21 protein-coding genes and 1 pseudogene are annotated in these 24,196 nt (G+C 59.0%); 13 read left to right on the plus strand and 9 right to left on the minus strand.

Going from position 1 to position 24,196, the window contains the following annotated elements:
• Positions 1–4 precede the first annotated feature (4 nt).
• From ACOOHB_RS10190 to soxA, 6 genes are all read left to right on the plus strand, one after another.
• Positions 5–2,188, plus strand: a complete 2,184-nt coding sequence (locus tag ACOOHB_RS10190; protein ID WP_420444738.1) for a molybdopterin cofactor-binding domain-containing protein — start codon at positions 5–7, stop codon at positions 2,186–2,188.
• Positions 2,169–2,660 (plus strand): thiosulfate oxidation carrier protein SoxY, encoded by a 492-nt coding sequence (locus ACOOHB_RS10195; RefSeq protein ID WP_420444739.1) that lies wholly within the window; start codon positions 2,169–2,171, stop codon positions 2,658–2,660. The genes ACOOHB_RS10190 and ACOOHB_RS10195 overlap by 20 nt, the downstream gene beginning before the upstream one ends.
• Before the next feature lie 16 nt (positions 2,661–2,676).
• The gene (gene soxZ, locus ACOOHB_RS10200) at positions 2,677–3,000 is read left to right on the plus strand and encodes a thiosulfate oxidation carrier complex protein SoxZ (protein ID WP_420444740.1); all 324 of its coding nucleotides are present in this window, start codon (positions 2,677–2,679) and stop codon (positions 2,998–3,000) included.
• Positions 2,997–3,302 (plus strand): c-type cytochrome, encoded by a 306-nt coding sequence (locus tag ACOOHB_RS10205; RefSeq protein ID WP_420444741.1) that lies wholly within the window; start codon positions 2,997–2,999, stop codon positions 3,300–3,302. Before soxZ ends, ACOOHB_RS10205 begins: the two co-directional genes overlap by 4 nt.
• Before the next feature lie 134 nt (positions 3,303–3,436).
• Positions 3,437–4,714, plus strand: a complete 1,278-nt coding sequence (locus ACOOHB_RS10210; protein WP_420444742.1) for an FCSD flavin-binding domain-containing protein — start codon at positions 3,437–3,439, stop codon at positions 4,712–4,714.
• Positions 4,715–4,727: 13 nt separating this feature from the next.
• A complete protein-coding gene (gene soxA, locus ACOOHB_RS10215) occupies positions 4,728–5,957 on the plus strand; it encodes a sulfur oxidation c-type cytochrome SoxA (protein WP_420444743.1) in 1,230 nt (409 codons plus the stop codon).
• 15 nt (positions 5,958–5,972) lie between these two features.
• On the opposite strand, the gene ACOOHB_RS10220 is transcribed toward soxA, so the two are convergent.
• The 4 genes from ACOOHB_RS10220 to ACOOHB_RS10235 form a co-directional block, all read right to left on the minus strand.
• Positions 5,973–6,365 (minus strand): HigA family addiction module antitoxin, encoded by a 393-nt coding sequence (locus ACOOHB_RS10220; protein ID WP_420444744.1) that lies wholly within the window; start codon positions 6,363–6,365, stop codon positions 5,973–5,975.
• A 35-nt stretch (positions 6,366–6,400) separates the two neighbouring features.
• The gene (locus ACOOHB_RS10225) at positions 6,401–8,614 is read right to left on the minus strand and encodes a DUF1156 domain-containing protein (protein ID WP_420444745.1); all 2,214 of its coding nucleotides are present in this window, start codon (positions 8,612–8,614) and stop codon (positions 6,401–6,403) included.
• 1,017 nt (positions 8,615–9,631) lie between these two features.
• A complete protein-coding gene (gene pxpA, locus ACOOHB_RS10230) occupies positions 9,632–10,423 on the minus strand; it encodes a 5-oxoprolinase subunit PxpA (RefSeq protein WP_420444746.1) in 792 nt (263 codons plus the stop codon).
• Between the two features lie 86 nt (positions 10,424–10,509).
• Positions 10,510–10,911 carry a nuclear transport factor 2 family protein gene (locus ACOOHB_RS10235; RefSeq protein ID WP_420444747.1) on the minus strand — a complete coding sequence of 134 codons (402 nt, stop codon included), beginning with the start codon at positions 10,909–10,911 and terminating at the stop codon, positions 10,510–10,512.
• Between the two features lie 181 nt (positions 10,912–11,092).
• Here ACOOHB_RS10235 and ACOOHB_RS10240 point away from each other — a divergent pair, with 181 nt between their 5' ends.
• The gene (locus ACOOHB_RS10240; RefSeq protein WP_420444748.1) at positions 11,093–11,905 is read left to right on the plus strand and encodes a BtpA/SgcQ family protein; all 813 of its coding nucleotides are present in this window, start codon (positions 11,093–11,095) and stop codon (positions 11,903–11,905) included.
• Positions 11,906–11,909: 4 nt separating this feature from the next.
• Positions 11,910–13,049, plus strand: a complete 1,140-nt coding sequence (locus tag ACOOHB_RS10245; protein ID WP_420444749.1) for an SIS domain-containing protein — start codon at positions 11,910–11,912, stop codon at positions 13,047–13,049.
• Positions 13,050–13,057: 8 nt separating this feature from the next.
• On the opposite strand, the pseudogene ACOOHB_RS10250 reads toward ACOOHB_RS10245, so the two are convergent.
• The 3 genes and pseudogenes from ACOOHB_RS10250 to ACOOHB_RS10260 form a co-directional block, all read right to left on the minus strand.
• Positions 13,058–13,321, minus strand: a pseudogene (locus ACOOHB_RS10250) (type II toxin-antitoxin system RelE family toxin).
• A complete protein-coding gene (locus tag ACOOHB_RS10255; RefSeq protein WP_420444750.1) occupies positions 13,308–13,541 on the minus strand; it encodes a CopG family transcriptional regulator in 234 nt (77 codons plus the stop codon). The pseudogene ACOOHB_RS10250 and the gene ACOOHB_RS10255 overlap by 14 nt, the downstream one beginning before the upstream one ends.
• 108 nt (positions 13,542–13,649) lie before the next feature.
• Complete coding sequence (locus tag ACOOHB_RS10260; RefSeq protein ID WP_420444751.1) at positions 13,650–14,852, minus strand: serine hydrolase domain-containing protein; 1,203 nt, start codon at positions 14,850–14,852, stop codon at positions 13,650–13,652.
• Between the two features lie 158 nt (positions 14,853–15,010).
• On the opposite strand from ACOOHB_RS10260, the gene ACOOHB_RS10265 reads away from it, so the two are divergent.
• Both ACOOHB_RS10265 and ACOOHB_RS10270 read left to right on the plus strand, forming a co-directional pair.
• Complete coding sequence (locus tag ACOOHB_RS10265) at positions 15,011–15,955, plus strand: glutathione S-transferase family protein (protein WP_420444752.1); 945 nt, start codon at positions 15,011–15,013, stop codon at positions 15,953–15,955.
• Positions 15,956–15,979: 24 nt separating this feature from the next.
• Entirely contained in the window at positions 15,980–19,633 is a 3,654-nt protein-coding gene (locus tag ACOOHB_RS10270) for a hydantoinase B/oxoprolinase family protein (protein ID WP_420444753.1), read from the plus strand.
• Positions 19,634–19,686: 53 nt separating this feature from the next.
• Here the strand turns inward: ACOOHB_RS10270 and ACOOHB_RS10275 are convergent, their stop codons facing one another.
• Complete coding sequence (locus ACOOHB_RS10275; RefSeq protein WP_420444754.1) at positions 19,687–20,118, minus strand: VOC family protein; 432 nt, start codon at positions 20,116–20,118, stop codon at positions 19,687–19,689.
• A gap of 112 nt (positions 20,119–20,230) precedes the next feature.
• On the opposite strand from ACOOHB_RS10275, the gene ACOOHB_RS10280 reads away from it, so the two are divergent.
• Both ACOOHB_RS10280 and ACOOHB_RS10285 read left to right on the plus strand, forming a co-directional pair.
• Positions 20,231–21,415 (plus strand): acetyl-CoA C-acyltransferase, encoded by a 1,185-nt coding sequence (locus ACOOHB_RS10280; RefSeq protein WP_420444755.1) that lies wholly within the window; start codon positions 20,231–20,233, stop codon positions 21,413–21,415.
• Positions 21,416–21,484: 69 nt separating this feature from the next.
• A complete protein-coding gene (locus ACOOHB_RS10285; protein ID WP_420444756.1) occupies positions 21,485–21,811 on the plus strand; it encodes a carboxymuconolactone decarboxylase family protein in 327 nt (108 codons plus the stop codon).
• A 7-nt stretch (positions 21,812–21,818) separates the two neighbouring features.
• Here the strand turns inward: ACOOHB_RS10285 and ACOOHB_RS10290 are convergent, their stop codons facing one another.
• Positions 21,819–22,844 carry an alpha/beta fold hydrolase gene (locus ACOOHB_RS10290; RefSeq protein WP_420444757.1) on the minus strand — a complete coding sequence of 342 codons (1,026 nt, stop codon included), beginning with the start codon at positions 22,842–22,844 and terminating at the stop codon, positions 21,819–21,821.
• 196 nt (positions 22,845–23,040) lie between these two features.
• Between ACOOHB_RS10290 and ACOOHB_RS10295 the strand changes: the two genes are divergently transcribed.
• Complete coding sequence (locus tag ACOOHB_RS10295; RefSeq protein ID WP_420444758.1) at positions 23,041–24,048, plus strand: aldo/keto reductase; 1,008 nt, start codon at positions 23,041–23,043, stop codon at positions 24,046–24,048.
• Positions 24,049–24,196: the final 148 nt, after the last annotated feature.

Genomic DNA, 24,196 nt, shown 5'->3' on the forward strand with positions numbered 1-24,196 from the left:
GCCGATGAAACAGATATCGAACATGTCCCGTCGTTCGTTTTTGTTACGCTCGGCTGCGGTTGGGGGCGGACTGATGTTGGAGGTGACGCTCCCGAAGTCCGGCTTGGCTGAAGCGGAGCAGACCCGCGCTGAGGCTGAAAGAACCCCTGAAGTCACGGCTTGGATACTGATTCGGCCTGATGACACTATCACCATCCGCGTGGCGAGGGTGGAAATGGGCCAAGGCAGTTTTACCGGTCTGCCCATGCTGGTTGCCGAAGAACTAGGCTGTGACTGGAGCAAGGTGCAGGCCGAGTATGCGTCAACGAGCGAACATCTCAAACGTAACCGAATTTTTCGCACCATGCTGACCGGTGGCAGCCGGTCGATTCGCGACAGCCAGGAGTATTTACGCACGGCAGGGGCCGCGGCCCGCCTGATGCTGACCAGCGCGGCCGCACGGCGCTGGGGCGTGCCGGTCGCGGAATGTGTCGCTGCAAACAGCCTCATCACCCATACCCCGACCCAACGACAAGTCGGCTTTGGAGCGGTAGCGGCTGAGGCGGCCGCGCTCGACATCCCCGAAAATCCACCGCTCAAAGACCCCGCGGACTGGACCATTTTGGGTCAACCGGCCCAGCGGTTCGACATCCCGGATAAGGTCACGGGCAAGACCGCGTTTGCGATTGATACCCGGCTGCCCGGCATGGTCTATGCCGCGATTGCCCAGTGCCCGGTGTTCGGCGGCAGCCTGAAAAGCGTAGACGCCAAAAAAATTTCCGACATGCGTGGGGTGGTCAAGGTTGTTCGCCTGGAAGACGCAGTCGTCGTCGTTGCCAAAGAGAGCTGGTGGAACGCGCAGCAGGCGCTCCGCGCATTACCGATTGAGTGGGATTTTGGGGAGCACGCGAACGTCAGCAGCGACAGCATCCTGGAGTTTCTGCGTGAGGGCATACAACTCGAAAAGGCACCGGTCTCACGCCATGAGGGCGATATCGACAGCGCATTTGCCAGCGCGGCCACAACAATCGAAGCCGACTATTATGCTCCTTATCTTGAGCACGCCACCATGGAACCCCAGAACTGCACGGCGCTGTATACGGAGAAACGGGTTGACGTCTGGGCACCGGCCCAGAACAGCGAGGCGACCGTGGCCGTGACCGCTGAGACCGCGGACGTGCCGGTGAGTCGGGTCGAGGTCCACAAGGTCCATCTCGGGGGGGGCTTTGGGCGGCGCGGGCTGTACATTGAGTTTGTGCGCCAGGCCGTCAGGATTGCCAAGACCATGCCCGGCACGCCGGTGCAATTGATCTGGTCCAGGGAAGAGGATATTCAGCACGGCCGCTATCGACCGGTGGCTCTGGTCCGCATGAGAGCCGCGCTCAACGCCTCCGGGGAGCCAAGCGCCTGGTCCGTGCGCCAAGCCGAGCAGTCGATTTTCAGTGCAGTCCGCCCCCATCTGATTCGGGACGGGGTTGATATCGTCGGGGTGCGGACCTTTGTCGACGCGCCGTACGCCTTTCCAAACATGCATATGGAATACGCCATGCGCAACACCCACGTGCCGCCAGGACCGTGGCGGGCGGTGGCGCATACTCATAATCCGTTCTTTCGGGAGAGTTTCATTGATGAGTTAGCTCATGCGGCCGGGCAGGACCCGTACCAATTTCGACGCACCCTCCTCCAGACTCCCCAGGCGTCGAAGGACCTGGCCATTCTGGACGCGGTCGCCGAGGCTGCCGGATGGGACAGCCCGCTGCCGGAAGGCGTCCACCGGGGGATTGCCGTGCAGGACGCCTACGGGAGCTATACTGCGGCGGTGATTGAGGCCTCGGTCAATGGCAAAGGCGAATTAACCATCCAGCGCGTGGTTGTTGGTATTGATTGCGGCTATGTGGCCAATCCCGACTCGGTCCGGGCTCAGCTCGAAGGCAGCGTCGTCTACGGCCTGACCGCCGCGTTGTACGGGGAGATCACCATTAAGGCGGGCCGGGTTGAACAGTCGAATTTTCATGACTACCAGATGATGCGGCTGGCCGAGATGCCCACGGTTGAGGTGATCCTCAAGCCGACTGGCGGTTTTTGGGGCGGCGCGGGTGAGCCCGGCATGGCCCCGCTTGCGCCGGCGCTGTGTAATGCCATCTTTGCGGCAACCGGCAAACGTATTCGTTCGTTGCCGTTAAAGAACCATGATTTACGCCCGGCCTAATCGCCTGTCACGGCGGCGCCTGCTCGTCGGCCTGCTCGGCTGCCTGGGCGGCCTGGGCTCTATGGTTGCGCCGCTCAGGAAGGCGCGCCCGGCAGACGCACTTCCCGAGAAACTCGCGCCGCTCATTCGCCAGGCAACCGGCGGGGTCATGCCCCAGGTCGGCCGTGTCACGCTCACGCTGCCAACCCTGGCCGAGAGCGGCAATTCCGTGCGGCTTCAGGTCCGGGTCGAGAGCCCGATGACGCCGGAAGCCCATGTAAAGCAGATTCATATTTTTTCAGAAAAGAACCCCAGACCAGTTATTGCCCGCTTCTCGCTGGGGCCGCGCGCCGGACGGGCCGAAATACACACCCGGATTCGACTGGCCGGCACCCAGCAGGTTGTGGCGGTTGCTATCATGAACGACGGCACGACCTGGATGGCAAGCGCGGAGGTCGTTGTCACGGCCGCGGCCTGTGTTGAGGGAAGCTGACGCGACTGGAATCGGGATGGCCAAAGCGAGAATCAAAGTCCCTGAGCTTGTCAAACGCGGAGCGGTCTTTGAGGTACGTTTGCTCATCCGTCATCCCATGGAAACCGGCTTCCGGTATAACAACGTGGGACAGAAGATTCCCAAAAACATCGTGCATACCGTCCGATGTGTGTATAACGGGGCGGAGGTTTTCCATGCGGAGTTATTTCCCGGTATTGCCGCCAATCCGTATTTCTCGTTTTTTACCACAGCGGAAGCGTCGGGCGAGTTGGTGTGTGTGTGGACGGATGACACCGGAGTCACCACATCCGAGCGCGTAGGGCTCACGGTCAGCGAATGAAACGTTTTGTTGTTCTGCTTGCCAGCCTACTGGCGGTCCCGGCCCTCGCGAGCGCGGCCCCCATTACGGCAGGCGGCCCGGCATTGGCCCAGGCGTGTGCGGCCTGTCATGGTCCCGGCGGGCGTAGTCAGGGAGCAATTCCGTCACTCGATAGGCTGCCACCTGAGGATTTCAGGGCAGCCATGCAGGCGTTTCGGACCGAAGAACGTCGGGGGACTGTGATGAATCGCATTGCCAAGGGTCTCAGTGAGGCGAGTATTGAGGCGGTGGTGGCATATTTTGCAAGGGTGCAGGCACGTTGAAATGAGGACTTGTGTTCATATCCTTTTCTCCTCGCCCCCTTGGGGGAGAGGGCTAGGGTGAGGGGGAATCTTCGTATCGAACAACGCCCCTCACCCCGCCCCTCTCCCTAGCCAGGGAGAGGGAGCAAAAATATATGCCTCGGTATGTAACCCGCCGTCAATTCTTCAGCCTGGCCGGCAGTCTCCCTTTTGCCAGTGTACTGACGCGCCGGGTGCGAGCGAACACTCACGCCAGGGTCATCGTCGTTGGTGGTGGTTTTGGCGGGGCGACCTGCGCAAAATATTTACGCCTGGCTGACCCGAGCCTTGCGGTCACGCTGGTGACCCCGCAGCGTCAGTTTGTCACTTGTCCATTCAGCAACGCGGCCCTGGTCGGGCTTCGTCCGCTCACCTCGTTGACCTATACCTACCAACGGCTCCGGGAAGGCTATGGCGTGCAGATTATCCAGGCGCAGGCAGACCAACTCGATCCGACCACGCAGAGGATCACACTCAGTGATGGGCGTACTTTGGCCTATGACAAACTTGTTTTATCCCCTGGTGTTGAACTGCGCTGGGACGCAATAGTGGGCTACGATGCTGAAGCCAGTGCAGTGTTCCCGCACGCCTGGCAGGCTGGTTCGCAAACGCTGCTGCTGCGTCGCCAACTGGAAGCCATGCAGGATGGCGGGCTGGTGGTGATCAGCGCGCCGGAGACGCCGTACCGCTGTCCGCCGGGGCCGTATGAGCGGGCCAGTTTGATCGCCCACCATCTCAAAACCCATAAGCCAAAATCAAAAGTCTTGCTGCTCGATGCCAAGGACAGCTTTACCAAGGACAGGCTGTTTCTAGCCGCGTGGGAGCGGCTGTATCCCGGCCTGCTCGAATGGGTGTCGGGCGCGCAGGGCGGGCGGGTCACCCAGGTCGATACACGGACCGGCATCGTTCGCACGGAGTTTGACGAGTATAAACCGGCAGTGGCCAATATCATTGCCCCGCAGCGCGCGGCGGCGATTGCACGGGCGGGCGGCCTCGACGCCGGCACGGGCTGGTGCCCCGTATACGGCAGCACATTCGAATCCCACCTACACCCCAACATTCACATTATTGGCGACGCGGCTATCGCCAGCCCCATGCCCAAATCCGCCTTTAGCGCCAATACTCAGGCCAAGGTCTGCGCCGCGGCCATTGTGGCACTGCTCCGGGGCGAGCCGGTTGCACAGCCAGCGTTGATGAATACCTGTTACAGCCTCGTTGCGCCCGACTACGGCATCTCTATTAGTGCTGTGTATACCGTTGAAAACGACACGATCCAGGTCGTCCCAGGATCGAGCGGAACCAGTCCGTTTGACGCACCGGAGGCAACCCGTGCGCTCGAAGCGGCCTATGCGCGCTCGTGGTACGACAATATTACCGCCGATACGTTTGGGTAAAGGCGACGCTACGATGCACGGAAGCTATTGGAAAGCTTTTGTCATTCAGGTGTGGATCGGACTTCTTGTGCTGAGCGATCTCTACGCCCAGGGGAATCAGCAACTCGACGATTTGCAGACCCGGCATGAAGGGATTCCCACCCCGTTGACCGACCAGCCCGGTGATACGGAGCGGGGGCGGCATATCGTGCTCAACCGGCAGCGCGGCGATTGTGTGGTATGTCATGCCCTGCCGCTGCCCGAACGCCGCTTCCACGGCACGGTGGGGCTGCCCTTGGACAACGTTGGGAGTCGCTATACCGCCGCGGAGTTGCGCCTGCGGCTGGTAGACCCCAAAGCGCTAAACCCCCACTCCATCATGCCGGCGTATCATACGGTGGAAGGTCGGCATTCCGTACTCGAAGCCTACCGGGGCAAGCCAATCCTCACCGCGCAGGAAATCGAAGATGTTGTGGCTTATCTCTTGACCCTTCGTCAGGACGCTCCACAGGCTTCCCAAACTCCGAGCGGTCCGCAGCACGAGACTTCCCCATACAGCGTCGAAGGCCGTCGCTCCGGCTATACCTATCTGTCGGAGGAACACAGACAGTTACAGGACGACGTGTTTGGCAATCCGGGGATGTTATGGGTCGAACGTGGCCGCGAGTTATGGGACCAGCCCCAGGGCGACGGCCAACAGGCGTGCGCCAGTTGTCATGGAGACGCGTCAACCAGCATGCGCGGGGTGCGCACCCGCTATCCGCAATTTGATCCACGCACAAAAAAACTCATCAATCTGGAGCAACGGATTAACCGCTGTCGCACCGAGCAGCTCCGGGTCGAAGCCTACCCGTATGAATCCGAAGCCCTGTTGGCACTCAGCACCTTTGTGAGTTTTCAGTCACGCGGGATGCCGCTTAGCGTAGATATCAAGGGACCGGCCGCACCGTTTTTCGAGGCGGGCAAAGCGTTCTTCATGCGCCGCCGCGGCCAACTCGACATGGCGTGCAGCCATTGTCACGACGAGTATGCCGGGCAACGCCTACGCGGGGAAGTCGTGAGCCAAGGCCAGACCAACGGCTTCCCTGTCTATCGGCTGAGCTGGCAAACGCTGGGATCGACGCACCGCATGTTTGCCTGGTGCAACACCGCAATCCGTGCCCAACCTCTGGCTCACGGGGCTGACGACTACGTGAATCTGGAACTGTATATGGCCTGGCGCGGCCGTGGCTTGCCGGTAGAAACACCAGGCGTGCGCCGGTGAAGGCACACCGTCGGATTACGCTGCGCTCATCCGCCCTACGTCTGCTTCCCTCGCCCCTTGGGGGAGAGGGCCAGGGTGAGGGGATCCCGATAGCAGAGATGTCAGATTACTACGGTGCTGCCGAATTCTCTTCAGTTCCTTGGCCTCTGAGCGCTGGGCATGATACAGGTCCCAGCGGAGTTGAAGGTTAAGCCAGAAAGCGGCAGAAGTGCCGAAGAACTTCGCTAAGCGTAGGGCCGTTCCCGGGCTTACGCCGCGTCGTCCTCGCACCAGCTCGTTAATCCGCTGGTATGGCACATGGAGCTTTGCTGCAAGCTCACGCTGGGTTAAGCCCATAGGGCGCAGGAATTCCTCTAGGAGCATTTCTCCCGGATGGGTTGGAGAGCGATGGGTTGGAATACGAAGCATGTTTTTTCCATTAGGAGGTGTCGGATTACGTTGGGCTAATCCGGCCTACACTGACTGGGACGAGCAACCGGGGTTAAGATGCCGCTTTTCTCTTTATTCGCCAAGTATTTCTCCATTTCCTCGAACAGCCGTAGTTGTTCGGTTTCCTTAGCTTTGTAGAGTACTTCCCCTTTTGCAGAGATGACCTGAGCAACGTAAGTGTCGAGGTTCTGCTCCAGCTCCTCCAGAAATCTCTCTTCTCGGTCAAGATTCTTCATCTTGTGGGCTTCGCACAGCATGCAGCCCATCAATATGACTTTTGCATCGCCGAGCGATACTTTTATGCCAGCCGACTTCAGTCTGGATACCTGTTCCTTTGCCACATTGATCGCCGGACGTAGCGGGTGACTAACTCGGCCGTTTCTTCTTGCTTGCTTGTCCTTACGACAGACAAGAATGAGGTCTAAGTGGATTGGCGATGCAGCCTGTTGCAGTGGCATTGAAACGGACATTTCGGCCTTTATCGGATACCCTCGCGTACAGACAAGGCCGGCATGTCTGATTGCTCGGTGGACGGCGGTCCAGCCTTCGTGGCGGGCGTGATGATAGGTAAAAACAAGCAAGCCCTTATCATTGAGGACACGGCGGCACTCGGCGAAAACTGAGGTGAGTTTTCCGGTGAAGAGTTCAGGGTCGGTGTCTTGGACTTCCTCCGCGCATCTCGTCGTCAGCGTGGCGGAAAATTCTAGGGCTTGATTGAGCCAATAATAAAAGAAATCGGCAAGTTGAGAATAATGAACATTGTCAAAAAAAGGCGGGTCCGTAACGACTATATCAATGCTCTTATCAGGGATATCGATACAACTGGAATCTCCCAGGGTGAGATAGGCTGTTTTCGGCTGTGAGGCAAACCGCGCAAAGCTATCCGTTATCTCTACAGAGATAGGCTGATTGATATTGCCCACCTTCATACTCTTTGATGAATGAAGCCTGAGTTCAGACGGGTCGGCCTTATAGGCAAGGGCCTTTTCAACGCGAGACCGGAACAAGCCTGAAAATGCGCCGGAAGATTTGGTCGTTCCCCAGATATTCGCCTCAAGCGGCATCATCTCCGGCTTTAAGATATGGTGAGAAAACATGTGCCGTACGGCCCCTGTTCCTTCTCCCTTAAAAGATGTGAACAGGTTGTTGAATTCTAATGTTCCGGAAAAGAGACAGGAAAAAAGGAGCTTCAAGTCCGGGTCTTCGATACCTTTAATTGCCTCAATAAGATGCCTGATACAGACGAGTTGTCTATCGGAGAATAGCTCATGCCAATACCGATAATTGTGGTTCAGCATTTGGTCGGTGTTATAGCCGGGCTTGATGTCCACAACAGGAAAATTGCTTGAGATCAGGGCAAACTCTTCTGCTATTTGGCGCTCAATCTCCCCGTCGAATTCGTTCATCGGCTCATACAGCTTCTCTCCGTCATCTGTCAGAAGTAGCTTCGCATAGCGCCGAAAGGGTAAAGGCCCCTCAAGGGACTTCATCCTATTGATCAGGCGGAAAGTGTGTTGACAGTCGTCACAACGGACTTCCGCTCCGCTGATATTCCCCTGCTGAGGGTTATACGTCAGCGAACATCCTGCACAACTGACGCGCTCAGCATCGTAGACGGTAAAGTTCACAGCGCTACAGCCTGGACAGAGCGCACGCGCCGAAGAATCCTTCTGAGGAGTCGCGTTTTTGGAGAAAACTCGTGTTTTGAACAGATCGATTTCTTTCTCACATTTCGGACAAGGGACAACTTTAACGAGAAAATAGTACAAAACGGTTGCATTTCGTCCGGCCTTTGTTTTGGTTTGGAAGTAACTGAGCAGTCTCGGAGCAAGAGTCCGTTCCAAACATCGATATGTAGAGAGAACCTCAGCATCGGTGTATCGGGAAAGTGCTGCGCGGCAGGCGAGATATGCCACCGGGTTGACGTCGCGCCCTACGGCTTTGCAGCCAAGTTTGACGGCTTCGCCGACGGTAACCCCACTCCCCATGAAGGGGTCGAAGACGACGGTATTCTCAAAGGTATTCTTCTTGTAAAAGCACTCCCAGAAATCCTCACCATCTTCTAAACACGCGCCGAGCAGTATTCCACGAAAGACTGAGCCTAGCCTTCGAGCCCACCACTTATGGAGATAATAGACAGGGCGATAGACCTCTTTACGCCAGGATTCCCGCTCGGCTACGAGCGAGAGCTCTGCAAACGGAAATTCGTTCTCTATAAGTTTTGGCATGAAATTATTCTGGGAGTTGGGGCATGGATGCTGTGCGCTCTCGTGGCCGTCGGGACTTACAGGCTTGAAAGATATCCCGTCGAACTGGCAGTTGATCGAGAGGGAGGGAGCGTCTCGTAGAGTTGTCAATCACGATGTAGTGGAAAGAATTCTGATATCTATCATCTCTGACAATGAGGTCCGTACACAGGGCACCCCGTGCAGCGAGAGCAGCCAAATCGTACTGCTTGACGACGAGTATATGGCGGAGGTGAAAGAAGTTCAGTTTGTAATTGAGTGGATTCGGATAGGTGTACATTCGTCGGTGCCGGACGGAACCTTCTCCGTATGGACCGTGGTCGTACTCGCTTTGATTTGCGTACTTTGCGTCCTTGTGCAGATCGAAATCGTAATTGAGGAAATCACCATCCATAAGGATGGAGGTGACTATCGAGGAGCTATCATTGCTCAGTAAGGCAAAGAGGTAGAAGCAGGGGACTTCTACGGTATCTCGTCCAACCTTGACAAGAGCTTTCCCACAGGGAAGACAGCTATTGTAATCGATTGTTAGTCCCCTGGGGTCCTTCCCATTGACCTGCTGAATAAGCTTCTTCACCTCAAGTCCCAGAATTGAGCTACTCGGTCTATGTCGCAATACGATATCGGGTGTTGTCAATTTCCCAGCATGACATACTTCGATATCTGGTAGAGTATGCTTGATTGCCTCCCCTACCCAAGAGTCGAATGGGCCGTCCTGAACCGTGCCGACCAATGCAGGGGGCCGTAGGGAAATCGGGATAACTCCTTGTACTATCTTCGCAGATAGTTCCGCGTATACTCGTTCGACGATCTGTATAGTATTCATGAGTATCGGATTACGCCGCGCCCATCCGCCCACCGCCCTTACACCTCTCCCCGATGCACCGGGATGCCCGGAATCTTCGCCCGCGTCCTGCCCATCTCACCAAACGTGGTGATAAACAAGGTCTTCCAGTCATCGCCCCGCCCAGCGGTGGGGGGCGTCATAGCTCAGCCCTATTACCGGCCGTTCGCAGCATGAAGCGCACTGCGGATCATCACCCCCTCACGGGTCAGGGCCTCTCGAAGTGCCTGCAGTATCTTCGGAGCCTGCATCAACTCGCCCGATATGGCAATGCTTTCTGCATCAAGCGCGAGCTCTTTGCCACCCGTGGTCGTGACCTTCCCCTCGGTGACAACTCTCATGACGAGTCGTACTGCTTCTTCCACACTGTCCTCGCCGTGCCCGTACGTCAGGTCTCCCTCGTCCTTGTATCCTAACCCTGGGTAGAACTCTTTGACGACCCGCATCCCCAGTTGCTCGGCGACTTCCAGGACGGGATAGCGCGGAAGCGCTGGCAGGTAGGCCACGATGTCCGGGTTCACCGCTTGAAATCCCTCAAGCATCGCTCGGGTATTCTCCTCGCTGAGCTGCGCCCACACGTAAAACGCACTATGCGGCTTGGCCGCCTCAAGCCGCAATCCTGCTGCTTCGGCAAAGGCTTTCAGCGCCCCGAGTTGATACACAACATAATCCTTGCCCTCTTGGGGAGTGAGATGCATGAGTCTCCGGCCGAAACCCAGCATGTCGGGAAAGCCCGGATGGCCCCCGACTGTCACACCGTACTTCTTGGCACTCTCGACAGAGCGACGGACCCAGCTTGGATCACCTGCGTGAAAGCCACACGCGATGTTGGCGTGACTAATCCCCTGCATCACCTCCTCAGGCCGTCCCAGCACATAGTTACCAAAGGATTCACCCACATCGCTGTTGAGATCAATCCAAGCTCTCGTGGTTCTCGTGGTTCTCATGCTCAAATCTCCTCACCCGTCTTAGCAAAATCGGACGTTCTGTTTTGGAACACCTGCCCACACTCTCTACGCCGCCCGGCCAGAAGTCACTCGAACTCCGAAGCTCCGGTTGCGGGTGGATATTCGTTCCACCACTCCCGGAATACGCGACACTGGCCACTCTCGGTCAGGGTGATCAAGAAGATCCCTTCCATTTTGACGGATTGCCCCGTCTGCACGGATTCCATCGATGCCCACCAGCGCGCGAGGTAGCGCCCGTCTTCGGTCATCGCCAGGGGTTCGTAACCGAACGTAATCCCGGCCTGGTTCCCCTGGGTAGCCGTCTCCCAGGCGCGTCGGATCGCCGGCTGACCTGTGATCGGCTCGGCGAACGGACCCCAGACGTAGGTCCCATCCTCGGTGAAGAGTGCTGCCGCGGCGGACGGGTCCTGGTTCTCCCAGGCCCTGCCGTAGGCATCCAGCCAGACGTTGAGCGCCTCGAAACCCATAGGAAGCTCCTTTCCTCGTTTTGTACGGTTGAAGACCATACATAGCGCCCAACGGTGGATTGTCCAGAGGCGGCACTGCCTGTTCGTCTGTGTGGCTTGACAGCGGCATGATAAGCATTCCACAGTTGGGGCTACGCCCTGCGGGGCGTGTATTCGGAGCAGAGAGTGGGGAGGGCTGGCCATGCGAGATTTTGCAACCCTGGGCAAACGCAAAGCCGTGTTGGGCATGATTCACCTGCAACCGCTGCCCGGCACCGTGTTTTATGCGGACGGCAGTTTCAACCAAACCCTTGAGACGGCGGTCGAATCGGCCCAGGCGCTCTACCACGGCGGGGCGGACGGGTGTCTGGTGCAGACCGTCGATCGCATTTACAGCGTAAAAGACGAATCCGACCCGGCGCGTACGACCGCCATGGGCTTGATTGTGCATGCCATTGTCCAGGCCACAGGCGCAGACTTCCAGGTCGGGGTGCAGTTGATGCGGAATGCGCTGAAAGCCTCGTTGGCGGTGGCGAAGGTGGCGGGGGGAAGTTTTATTCGGGCCGGCGCGCTGGTAGGTACGACCCTGACCGCGCACGGCATGGTCGAAGCGAATCCGCTCGAAGTGATGGAGTATCGTAAAAAGATCAACGCCTGGGATGTCAAGGTCATTGCCGAAGTCGACTCCATGCAATTCAAATGGTTTGGCGAGCCTAAGCCGACCGCGGAGGTCGCCCGGGGTGCAAAATATGTTGGGGCGGACGCGGTGTCCTTGGGCGCACCCGACGAAAACAAAACGCTGGAAATGATCGACTCGGTGCGGAAAGCCGTGCCGGGCCTGCCGATTATTTTGGCGGGCTACACCAACCACGATAACGCGGCACGGTTGCTGGCTGCGGCGGACGGAGCGTTTGTCGGCACCTGTCTGGAACGCGGCGGCTGGGGCGGGCAGATTGATGTCGAGCGGGTGAAGACCTATGTAGACATCGTGCGAGGACTGGAAGGAAAGGGATAGAACGATGGAGCCACTCAAACCGGAGGTGATGTTCGGGCAGGTCGCAGGCTTAGCCGGCGATTTACGCCAGTTGACCCGCCCGTTCGAGCAGCAGGTGCGGGCGGTCCTCACGCCATCGGAATGGAAGGCGGTGAAGAAAGTCTATCTCACCGGAGACGGGGATTCCTACCATGCCTCATGTGCCGCTGAGATGGCCTTTCAGGTCATTGCCGACGTGGCCTGCGAACCGCTGAGTGCCCAACGTTTTCTGGATTATAGGGCGGCCTGGATGCGCCCCGCTACGCCGCCGCACACCTTGGTGATTGCAACCTCGGCCTCAGGCGGTACCGAGCGCGTCGTGCAGGCGATTGAACGTGCTAAGGAGTACGGTGCACTCACCGTGGCCTTAACCGGAACACCCAACAGTGCAGTCACCCAAGTGGCGGACCGGAGCGTCGTGGTCGAACTGCCCCATAAAGAACGCTCTCCAGGGATTCGCACCTATCAAGCCAGCCTGGTGGGCATGCTGTTGGTGGCGATGCAGTTGGCTGAACGGCAAGGCAGGTACGCGCAAGAAGAAACAGACCGTCTGCGCCAAGAGCTCATTGCGCTCGCCGATGTCGTGGACGCGACCACGAACGCGATTCAGGCAGGCTGTCGAGAGGTGGCGGACATGATTGCCGCCAGCCCCATTGTGGTCATGCTGGGCAGTGGGCCGAGTTATGGCACCGCCCTCTACAGCGCGGCAAAGCTGGTCGAGGCGGCGGGTGTTTTTGTGCTGGGGCAGGACTTGGAAGAGTGGTGGCATGTTGAACGGTTTGCCTACCCGCTGGACATGCCGGTTTTTGTCATCGCCCCACCGGGCCGCTCGCATTGGCGGGCGCAGAGCGTAGCGGCAACGGCGCGCGGCTTGGGCCGACGGGTCATTGCCGTGACGCACACAGACGATACCGAGGTCACCCGCCATGCTCACATGGTGTTACCCGTCCAGGGCGAGGTGCGCGAGGAGTTTTCGCCTCTGCTCTACCCTCTCTTTACCAGCTATGTGGCGGCCCATGTCGCCGAGCGTTTAGGCCGCTGTCCCTTCCAAAGCGACCGGCCCGAATTGCTCCGGTCGGTAAACGCGTACTTCGCCAGCCAGCGACAGGATGCGGGGAGGGATTAGACGAATCTTTAGCTACTCTTATAGACGTGACGGCGGTGACCTATTTTGACGACCGTGATGATGAGCTCGGTGTCCCTGATTTCATAAATGAGGCGGTACGCACCTTAGCGAACTCGGAATCTTTCCTGGCCTGATAGTTTCTCGCACCCCTCGGGTCGAGGGTTCTCGGCTAGTGCTTCAATGCGCTTGAGAATGCGGGCAACATCCCGCTTTGGGATTGAACGTAAATCCTTGGCAACAGACTTCCTGAAAATCAGCCTATAGTTTGCCATGCGCCTGTAAGTCGTTCAGGAGTTCTTCATAGCTCAGGGTGGGCTCGGTTGCGCGCTGCTGGAACGCAGCCAGATCTTCTTGATCTTCCGCAAGTGCTGCGCGAACCGCCTCATTGACAATGGCGGATACCGAACATTGCGAGTGGGCCGCCCTGAGTCGTAACGCAGCATGAAGCTGAGGGTCAAAGTAGATCGTAGAACGTTTGGATGCTTCACCCATGACACAAAACCTCCTTATGTGACGGTAGCGTCACGGCGTCACGGCAGCTGTGGCGTTGGAGAATAAATCCGCAGGCCAGGTCAGCGGAGCGTTATCGGGTCTGCATCTTCACTCCGCCGCACACGCAGCGGCCAGACTCGACAGGGCTACCCGCCGGCGGGCTTCACGGATGTCGTGCCGGTCGAACCCGTTGGTCAGAAAGCCGAACGAGATACCCGTTGCCGGATCGGCCCAGCCGCTCTGGCCGCCAAAGCCCGGATGGCCGAACGACTGCGCGGAATTGGTGCGCCCGAAGCCACGCATATTGGCCTTGCCGTCTCCGCCGGCAACAGCAATCCCCAAGGCCCGATTGGCCCGGTGGCCGAGAAAGGGATCGCGCAGCTCTCCGGTGCGAATACGCCGCGCCTCTTGCAGCATGTCGGGCTGCCAGACCGGCGTCCCGTCGTGGGCGCGGCCGTCGTTCAGCAGGGCTTGATAGAATAAGGCGATATCACCAGCCGTGGTAATGCAGCCGGCCGACGGTGAGCCGGCTTCTCGGGTGACCGTTTCGTTCAGCTCCAAGACTCCGTCTTCATTGATGGCGTTGGTCGTGGCGTTAAAGCCTTTGACCCCCATTTTTTCATACTCTTCGGCGGTCGGGGCGGCGCCCACCCACTCCACATCGGCGACATCGGCGTTCCCGGCAGGCGGCAGCCCGAAGCGCAAATCGGGCAGCCCCAGCGGCTCGGCAATCCGCGTCCGCACAAAATCGCTCAGGCGCTGACCGCTGAGGTGTTCGACAATAGCGGCGACCGGCCAGAAATTCGCCGACACATGATAGACAAACTTCTCCCCTGGCGTATGGTCTGGCTTCCACTGGGCAAAGCGGTTTAAGCGCTTGTCGTGATCGGCCCATTCTTTTTGCCAGTGCGGGGCATAGGGGATAGCCGACGTGTGAATGAGCAACTGCTCAACCGTCACCACGTCTTTGCCGTTCGTCCCAAACTCGGGGATATACTCGACCACACGATCTTCCGGACGGAGTTGGCCCTCTTGCATCAGAATCCAGGCCGCGGCTGAGGTGAACGCCTTGGTCGAAGACATAATGACAAACCGGGTGTCATCCGTCGCCGGTTTTTCCGTCCCGCCCTGGACCGCCTTGCCAAAGGTCTGCATGACACCGATTTTTCCATTACGCGCAATCGCAACCTGGCTGGCCGGCAGCAGGCCGGATTTGACCTCTCGCTCGGCCCGTTCAAACAGGGCCTGGACTTTTTCCGGGTCAAGACCGACCTCTTCAAGATTCCGGGCAAAAAAATGTGCGGCTGGCATACGGCTTCCCCTCCTGATTCTCGATTTGCGGCTTCCTCTCTTGAATTCCCCTCCACTCCTTGCCACTTTATGGATTTCAGATCAAGGTAAATGAAAGTGTATCCACCCTCACCCCGACCCTCTCCCTCAAGCGGGCGAGGGAGAAAATAGAGAAACGCATGTCTTCAGCACTGATTCTGCATCACTACGATTTCTCCAACTACTCTGAAAAAGTCCGGCTCGTCCTGGGTCTCAAGGGCCTGACTTGGCGCTCGGTCGAGATTCCCCCTACCCTGCCCAAGCCCGACTATATTCCTCTCACAGGCGGCTATCGCCGTGCGCCGGCCCTCCAGATTGGCGCCGACGTTTTTTGTGATACCGCACGGATTATTGAAGAGCTTGAGCGTCGTTTTCCAGAACCTACTATTTATCCAGGACCGGATTCGGTCGCCCAACGGGCATTCACTGCTGGTCTGGAGCGCTGGACGGACGCGACCCTGACACGCAATACGATCAATTACATTTCCTGCGAGCATTCCGACGCCGATCGTTTCACCCCGGAATTCCTGGCCGACCGCGCCGCTCTGCTCGGCAAACCCGAACCGGGGCTCGCCCACCGGAAGGCCGCGGCAATCAAAAACCTCACCCAGTTGCGTCCGCAGTTGAGCTGGATCAGCGACATCCTGCACGACGGCCGGACGTATATCTATGGCGAAGCACCATCCCTGGCCGACTGCGTGATCTACCATCCGCTGTGGGTCATGGATCAGCTTGCCGGCGAGCGCGCGGCCGTTATTCCAGCCGTCATCCGTCAATGGATGGAGCGCGTGGCCGCGCACGGCCATGGCAATCCGACCTCGATGACCGCGCACGCAGCGCTCGATGTCGCGGATTCCAGCGACCCGTTGCCACCCCTGCCAAGTCAGACGCTGGACGGAGACCCGGCTCTTGGCGATACCGTCTCCATTACGCCCACCGACTATGGCCGGGCTAATCCCAGCGTCGGCACGCTCGTTGCCATCGACGCCCAGCGCCTGGCGCTTCAGCACCGAAACGAGCGCACCGGGCTTGTCACGGTGCATTTCCCCCGTTTTGGCTATAGCGTCCGTGCCCTTGACGGTTAGAAGACGCGTGGAGGCATCCGGATCATGAATGCGCAGGCTACAACTCCGCACGACCACAGGTGGCAGATTTGGATCGACCGTGGCGGAACGTTCACCGATCTGGTGGCGCGTCGTCCTGACGGCAGCCTGGTAACGCATAAATTGCTGTCGGCCAATCCTGAACGCTATCAGGATGCGGCGGTCCAGGGCATTCGCGATTTACTCGGAGTGGCTGGCGACGCAGCCATCCCAGCCGATACGGTCTCTCTGGTGAAGATGGGCACCACGGTCGCGACCAATGCCCTGCTGGAACGCACGGGTGACCGGACCGTGTTCGTAACCACCCAAGGGTTTGGGGATACCCTGCGGATCGGCTATCAGAACCGTCCCGACCTGTTTGCCCGGCATATTGTCCTGCCGGAAATGCTGTACGAACGAGTGATCGAAGTCAGAGAGCGGATTGACGCCCAAGGCGCGCTCGTCACCCCCCTGGATGAAGACGGCGCGCGGCGCAGCCTTCAGGCCGCCTATGATGCCGGCATTCGCGCCGTGGCCATTGCCTTTGTGCATGGCTATCGGTACGCGGCGCATGAGGCCCGAGTCACCGCCATTGCCACCGAGATCGGCTTTCAGCAGGTCTCGGTCTCACACGCGGTCAGCCCGTTGATGAAGCTGGTCTCACGCGGCGACACCACGGTGGTCGATGCCTATCTGTCACCACTGCTGCGGCGCTATGTCGATCAGGTCGCGGGAGAACTGGAGGCGGAGCGCCAGTCCGGTCCCAGGCTGATGTTCATGCAGTCGAACGGCGGCCTGACCGACGCCCACCTGTTTCAGGGCAAGGACAGTATTTTATCCGGACCGGCCGGTGGGGTGATCGGCATGGTCCGGACCGCGTTGATGGCGGATTTTCGTAAAGTCATCGGCTTCGATATGGGCGGCACCTCGACCGATGTGTCGCACTATGACGGCGAATATGAGCGGACATTTGAGACCCTGGTCGCTGGCGTCCGCATGCGCGCCCCGATGATGCATATCCACACCGTCGCCGCGGGCGGAGGGTCTATCCTGCATTTTGATGGCGCCCGTTTTCGGGTTGGCCCGGACTCAGCCGGCGCGGACCCCGGGCCGGCGTGCTATCAGCGCGGCGGCCCACTCACCGTGACCGACTGCAACGTCATGCTGGGCAAGCTGCAAGCGGCCTTCTTTCCCGCGGTGTTTGGCCCGAACGCAGATCAGTCTTTGGACGTGCATATCGTTCGAGACAAGTTTGCAGCCTTCTCAACAGAAATCGCCAGTGCTACGGACAATGACGGCCAGTCTCCCGAGGCTGTGGCCGCCGGCTTTCTGCGCATCGCGGTGGAAAATATGGCGAATGCCATCAAGAAAATATCCGTTCAGCGCGGCTACGATGTGACGGAGTATACCCTGAACTGCTTTGGTGGGGCCGCCGGCCAGCACGCCTGTCTGGTCGCGGATGCACTGGGCATGAAGACCGTCTTTCTGCATCCGTTTGCCGGGGTGTTGTCGGCCTATGGGATGGGTCTGGCAGACGTGCGGGCGCTGCGCGAGCGGCAGATCGAACAGCCGCTCGCGGCCACCGCCATACCCGTATTGGAAACGGCCTGTGAGGAACTCGGCGACGAGGCCGGCGACGAGATTCTGGCGCAAGGGATGTCTGCCGATCGACTCAGCCTGCACAAACGGGTCCATCTGCGCTACCAGGGGACTGACACCGCCCTCCAGGTGGACTTGGCTGATCTCGGCGGCATGCGGGCCGCGTTTGAGGCCAGCCACAAGCAGCGCTTCGGCTTTATCGTCACAGCACGACAACTGGTCGCCGAGGCGGTCTCGGTCGAAGCGGTCGGCACAACGGAGCCCGTTGACGACGCCGAGCTGCCGGCGGCTGAGGGCCAGGCCGCGCAGCCGCTGCAGCAGGTCCGGGCGTATATGGACGGCGATTGGCGGGACACGCCGGTATTCCAGCGCGCGCAGCTCCAACCGGGCCAGCGCATTCCCGGCCCGGCCATTATTTGTGAGCCCACGGCAACGACAGTGGTTGAGCCGGAGTGGCAAGCCGAGCTGAACCGCTATGGCCACCTGCTCCTCACCCGTCTGAAACCGCCATCACACCGGGCGGCGATCGGCACCACGGCTGATCCTGTGATGTTGGAGGTGTTCAACAACCTCTTTATGTCGATCGCCGAGCAGATGGGCGCGACGCTGGCCAATACCGCCTACTCGGTGAATATCAAGGAACGGCTGGATTTCTCGTGCGCCATCTTCGCACCGGACGGTAGCCTGGTCGCCAATGCCCCGCACGTCCCGGTCCATCTGGGCTCTATGGGCGAGTCGATTAAAACCGTCATCAAGGCCAACCAGGGCACAATGCGGCCGGGGGATGCCTATGTTCTGAACGCCCCCTATAACGGCGGCACGCATTTGCCCGATGTGACGATCATTACGCCCGTGTTTGACGCAACCGGTGCTGACCGCATTCTGTTTTATGTGGGCTCACGCGGGCATCATGCCGATATCGGCGGACGCACGCCCGGCTCGGCTCCGCCGGACAGCACCACCATTCACCAAGAGGGCGTACTGATCGACAACTTCCTCTTCGTCCGCCAGGGCCGCCTGCGCGAACAGGAGATGCGGCAACTGCTGGGTTCCGGCAGGTATCCCTGCCGGAATGTTGACCAGAACATGGCCGACCTGCGCGCCCAGCTCGCGGCCAACGAAACCGGGGTGCAGGAACTCAGGAAAATGGTCGAGCACTTTGGCATCGAGGTCGTGCACGCGTATATGCAGCACGTCCAGGACAACGCCGAAGAGTCCGTGCGGCGCGTGCTCGACGTCCTCAAAGATGGCGCGTTCACCTACCCGCTGGACAACGGCTGTCAGATTCGGGTCAGTATTTGCGTGGACAAAGCGGCCCGCCGGGCAACTATAGATTTCAGCGGCACCTCTTCCCAACACAGCGGCAACTACAATGCGCCCGCGGCGGTGTGTAAAGCCGCCGTCCTGTACGTTTTTCGGACATTAGTGGATGATGCGATCCCGCTGAACGAGGGCTGTCTGAAACCGCTCGATATCATCATCCCGCCGCGCTCCATCATCAGCCCGGAATACCCGGCCGCGGTGATCGCCGGCAATACGGAGGTCTCGCAAGGGGTCACGGACGCCCTGTATGGTGCGCTCGGGGTACTCGCCTCGTCACAGGGCACGGTCAACAATTTTGTGTATGGCAACGAGCAGTATCAAAACTACGAAACCATCTGCGGCGGCACCGGGGCCGGCCCTGACCATCCGGGCTGCGACGCGGTCCACAGCCATATGACCAACACGCGCATGACCGACCCCGAGGTATTGGAGTGGCGCTTTCCGGTCCGGGTTGAAAGTTTTGCCATCCGGCACGGTTCGGGCGGCGCAGGTCGGCAGCCGGGCGGCGCGGGGATTACCCGGCGGCTGCGGTTTTTAGAATCCATGACCGTCACCACCTTATGCAGCCACCGCCTGACCGAACCCTATGGACTGGCCGGCGGTCAGGCCGGCGAGCGAGGTCGTGATATGGTCGAGCGCGCAGATGGAAGCGTTGAAGAACTCGCCGGCAACGCGGAAACGCTGATGCAGCCGGACGACGTGTTTGTCATGCACACGCCGGGCGGGGGCGGTTTTGGGCCGCCGGATGAAGCCAAGTAACTATTCCAAGGGCAGTGTGGTTGGCGTACGAGGCAGAGACGCGGTACGGTGCGTCAGGACGGATTGTCTCCCTCTGGGACCTCGGCGACGGTGAGGGCAACTTCTTGTCCATGGGCGATTTCAAGGGTGTGCCCGTCCGGGTCGGCCAGAAAGGCCCAATAGCCGATCGGATAGCCTGAATCTGTCGGCCCCAGACGCAAACAGCCGGCCTGCCGGGCGTGTTCACATAGAGCATCGACTTCCTGGCGGGTTGCACAGCCGACGCCGAGATGGGCAAGAGGCAGTAAGGGGGCGTCCACCCGAGGCGACTGGATGAGGACAATGACAAAAGGCCGGGTGCAGTCACTCAGCCACACGACCTGTGTTCCATCCGGATCAGTCCGACGATGAACGACCTGCATATGGGCATAGATTGCATAGAAGGCAAGACTCTCCTCCATGTTGGTGACTGGAAGTGCGATATGAGTCAGTCCGATATCAGACATAGTGATACTCCTTCTTGAGTCACCCTCCTGCATGAGAAAAGATTGTACGCCAGTTGGAGGAAGGGGAGCGAGCTGCTAATAATTCCGTACCATCAAGAGAGAGGAGATTTCTATGAGAGAAGCTGTCATCGTATCGACTGCCCGGACGCCAATTGGGAAAGCCTATCGTGGCGCATTCAATGACACCACGACCCCGACCATGGCCGCGCCGGTGATTCAGGAAGCAATTCATCGTGCTCAGGTAGAGGTCGGTGAGATTGACGACCTGATTATGGGCGCCGCGCTCCAGGAGGGGACCCAGGGGTATAACGTAGCTCGGCAATGCGGCATCGCCGCGGGGTTGCCGGTGAGCGTCTCCGGCCAAACCATTGATCGTCAATGCTCTTCAGGGCTGATGAGCATTTCCATGGCGGCCAAACAGATTATTGCCGATGGCATGCAGACCGTTGTGGCCGGCGGCTTGGAGTCCATCAGCCTGGTCCAGAACGACCATCAGAACGAATACCGGAATGAAGATTCTGTGGCCCTGGAGAAGGCCCCGGACCTGTATATGGCCATGATAGACACCGCCGAGGTGGTCTCAAAGCGCTACAATATCTCCCGTGAGGCGCAGGATGAGTACGCACTCCAGAGTCAGCAGCGCACGGCCGACGCGCAGCAGGCCGGACGTTTCGATGACGAGATCATTCCGAGCACTGTTACCAAGCTGTTCACCGATAAAGAGACGGGCGAGACGACACGCCAGGAAATGACCCTTGCGCGGGACGAATGCAACCGTCCGGGTACTAATGCCGCCGGTTTGGCCGCGCTGCGGCCGGTCATGGGTGAAGGCGGCTTCATCACCGCCGGCAATGCCAGCCAGTTGTCGGACGGTATGTCCGCCTGCGTCCTTATGGAGCGCAAGCAGGCTGAACAACGCGGGCTCCAGCCCTTGGGCGTGTATCGTGGCATGGCCGTTGCCGGTTGCGAACCGGATGAGATGGGCATTGGTCCGGTCTTTGCCGTACCCAAGCTGCTCGAACGCAACGGCTTGACCATGGACGATATCGACCTGTGGGAACTGAACGAAGCCTTCGCCTGCCAAGTGCTCTATTGCCGTGATCGGCTCGGCATTCCCAACGAACGGCTGAACGTGAATGGCGGCGCCATCTCGATTGGCCATCCCTATGGCATGAGCGGCTCACGCATGGTCGGCCATGCGCTCATAGAAGGAAGACGGCGCGGCGTGAAGAACGTCGTCATCACCATGTGTGTCGGTGGCGGCATGGGTGCGGCAGGACTGTTTGAAGTAGCGTAAGCCCCGATTCAGACTCTTCCTATCCCCTCCTTGGAGGGGATTTTACTCTACTCAGCCAAGGAGGAAGTTATGGCACAAGAACCAGTCGCAACAATGCGCGAAAAAGCCCGGAAAGTGGCGCCCAAGCTGATTGACCTGACCGAGAAAGTCTTGTTTGGCGATGTCTGGGAGCGCCCCGGCTTATCCAAGCGTGACCGCAGCCTCATCACCGTGGCATCCCTCATGTCCACCTACCGTCCCGAGCAGCTCCGTCCGCACCTCCAGCGTGCCCTGGACAACGGAGTCACCCAGGAAGAAATCGGCGAGCTCATTACACACTTGGCGTTTTACTCCGGCTGGCCGACAGCCATGACGGCCGCCGGCATTGCCAATGATGTTTTTGAGCAGCAGGAATAGTCCGGCTTCACCGCGGCCGCGGCCAGATGCTCGGGACCGCGGTCGCAAGCCATTTCACCAAAGCGGCGTTGACCTCCGTCGGCTTTTCCTGGGCCATCCAATGACCTGAGCGGATCGTCTCTTCGGACAGATTCCGGCAGTAGCTGCGCATGGGCTCGGCCAGGCGCGAGTGGACGCACTCACACACGAAGTCGTATTGGGCGGTCAGAAACAACACCGGCATATCGAGATAGCCGTCGTTGTGGGCGGTCTCGGCGTAGGCCGTGTTGACCGGGTGATTCATATACCACGAAGAGGGACCGAAGAAACCGTTCCGTTCGAGCGCAGCGGCATAGATGCGCAGGTCCTCTTCGGTGACCACATCCGCATCACGCGGCAAATCGGGGATCTCAGCCATGCCGAGCATACTATGATCGCGACGTGCGGTTGAGGTAATGGCCGGCTGGCCCTCGCCTTCGGGGTTGCCTTTCCGAAACAGTAGTTTGACGAATCGATAGGCCTGGGCATCCATCGGGGCGATGGCCTCGGCAAAACTCTCTTCGTAGTAGCGCATGTAATCCCACTGGCCGGCAGGATAGGTATCCTCGGGATAGAGGGCTCGGTCCACCAGGGTCAGCGTGTGCTCAAGCCCACGCTCAAGGGTGTAGTAGGGGACACACAGATTAGCGACCGCATGACACCGGTCCGGATGATGACCCGCCATGTTCCACACCACTGGACTGCCCCAATCATGACCGACCCAGACGGCTTTCTCCCGCCCCAACGAGTCTAACAATTCCAGCATGTCACATACGATATGCTCTTGCGCATAATCGCTGTGTCGCGCATACACAGACGAACGGCCATAGCCGCGCATGTCCGGCGCTATGGCCCGAAAACCCAGCGCAGCCAAAGCCGGCAGTTGGTGGCGCCAGCTTATGGACAGCTCGGGCCAGCCGTGAGCGAAGATGACAAGCGGCCCCTCTTCGGGTCCGGCGGCCAGATAAAAAGTCGTATGTCTGTCGGTTTTGACGGCATGTTCGGTAATGGTCATATATGCTCTCCTTGATGCTTCGATGAAAATTCCACGGTTGAAAAGATAAACGAAGAATTGATAATGACCAAGCCTTCTACAGGCAGCAGTAAACGAGGAGCGAATTGCAGCGGATGATTCTACCCTTGAGATGAGTGGAGAGTAGATTCATCAGTATTCAATAACAGCACAAAACACGAGCCAGATTGGAGAAGACATGGAGTACGCAAAGCTTGGCAATACGGGGATGACTGTTTCGCGCATCTGTATGGGATGCATGAGCTACGGGGATGGCAAATGGCGTGAGTGGACCATTGGGGAAGACGAGGCGCGTGAACACTTCGCTCTCGCCCTTGAATCGGGCATTACCTTTTTCGATACCGCGGATGTCTATTCGATTGGCGCGAGCGAAGAGATTACCGGCAAATGGCTGGGTGAGATGGCCTCGCGCGACGATATTGTCTTGGCGACCAAGGTCAACGGGCCCATGGGCGATGGCCCGAACCGACGGGGGCTGAGCCGTAAACATATCATCGAGGCCTGCGAGTATTCCCTGCGCCGACTCAAAATGGACTATATCGACCTGTATCAGATTCACCGCTGGGACTTTTCCACGCCGATTGAAGAAACGCTGGAAGCGCTTGATAGCCTCGTCCGCACCGGCAAAGTACGCTACCTCGGAGCCAGCAGCATGGCCGCCTGGCAGTTCTCCAAGGCGCTCTACGCGGCCAAAGAGCATGGCTGGCATCGTTTTGTTTCTATGCAGAACCACTACAACCTGATCTACCGCGAAGAAGAACGCGAAATGAATCCGCTGTGTATCGACCAGGGCGTTGCCCTGATTCCGTGGAGCCCGCTCGCACGTGGGTATTTTGCCGGTAACCGGACAAAAATAGAGGGAGAAGGCCCGACAAAGCGGGCGCAAACCGACCCCATGACACGCAGGATGTACTTCAACGACAGCGACGAAGAAGTGGCCGCCGCCGTGCAAAAAGTCGCCCGAGAGCGGGGCGTGTCACCGACTCAGATCGCCTGCGCCTGGGTGCTTCAGTCACCGGGGGTAGCAGCCCCTATCATCGGTGCAACCAAGGCGCATCATCTCAAGGAAATCTTTGAGACGGTTGATATCAAACTCAGCCCCGAGGAAGTGGCGGCCATGGAAGAGCCCTACCGACCGCATCCGATTCTGGGCCATCAGCAGCCAGACCCCAAGCGGATGGTGTAGTAGCGTCCAGCCTGCGCTACTCCATTACTCTTGTTTATTGCACGATCGTTGCTTGTTGAGGCGTGGGAGCGTGCAAAGACTGCCCATCCTGACCAGTTAAGGACAAGAAGTGAGAATGGCTCGGCAGAGTGCATATGATCGATTCGGA

It is taken from the genome of Candidatus Poriferisodalis sp. (assembly GCF_965215815.1).
GTDB lineage: Bacteria > Actinomycetota > Acidimicrobiia > Acidimicrobiales > Poriferisodalaceae > Poriferisodalis.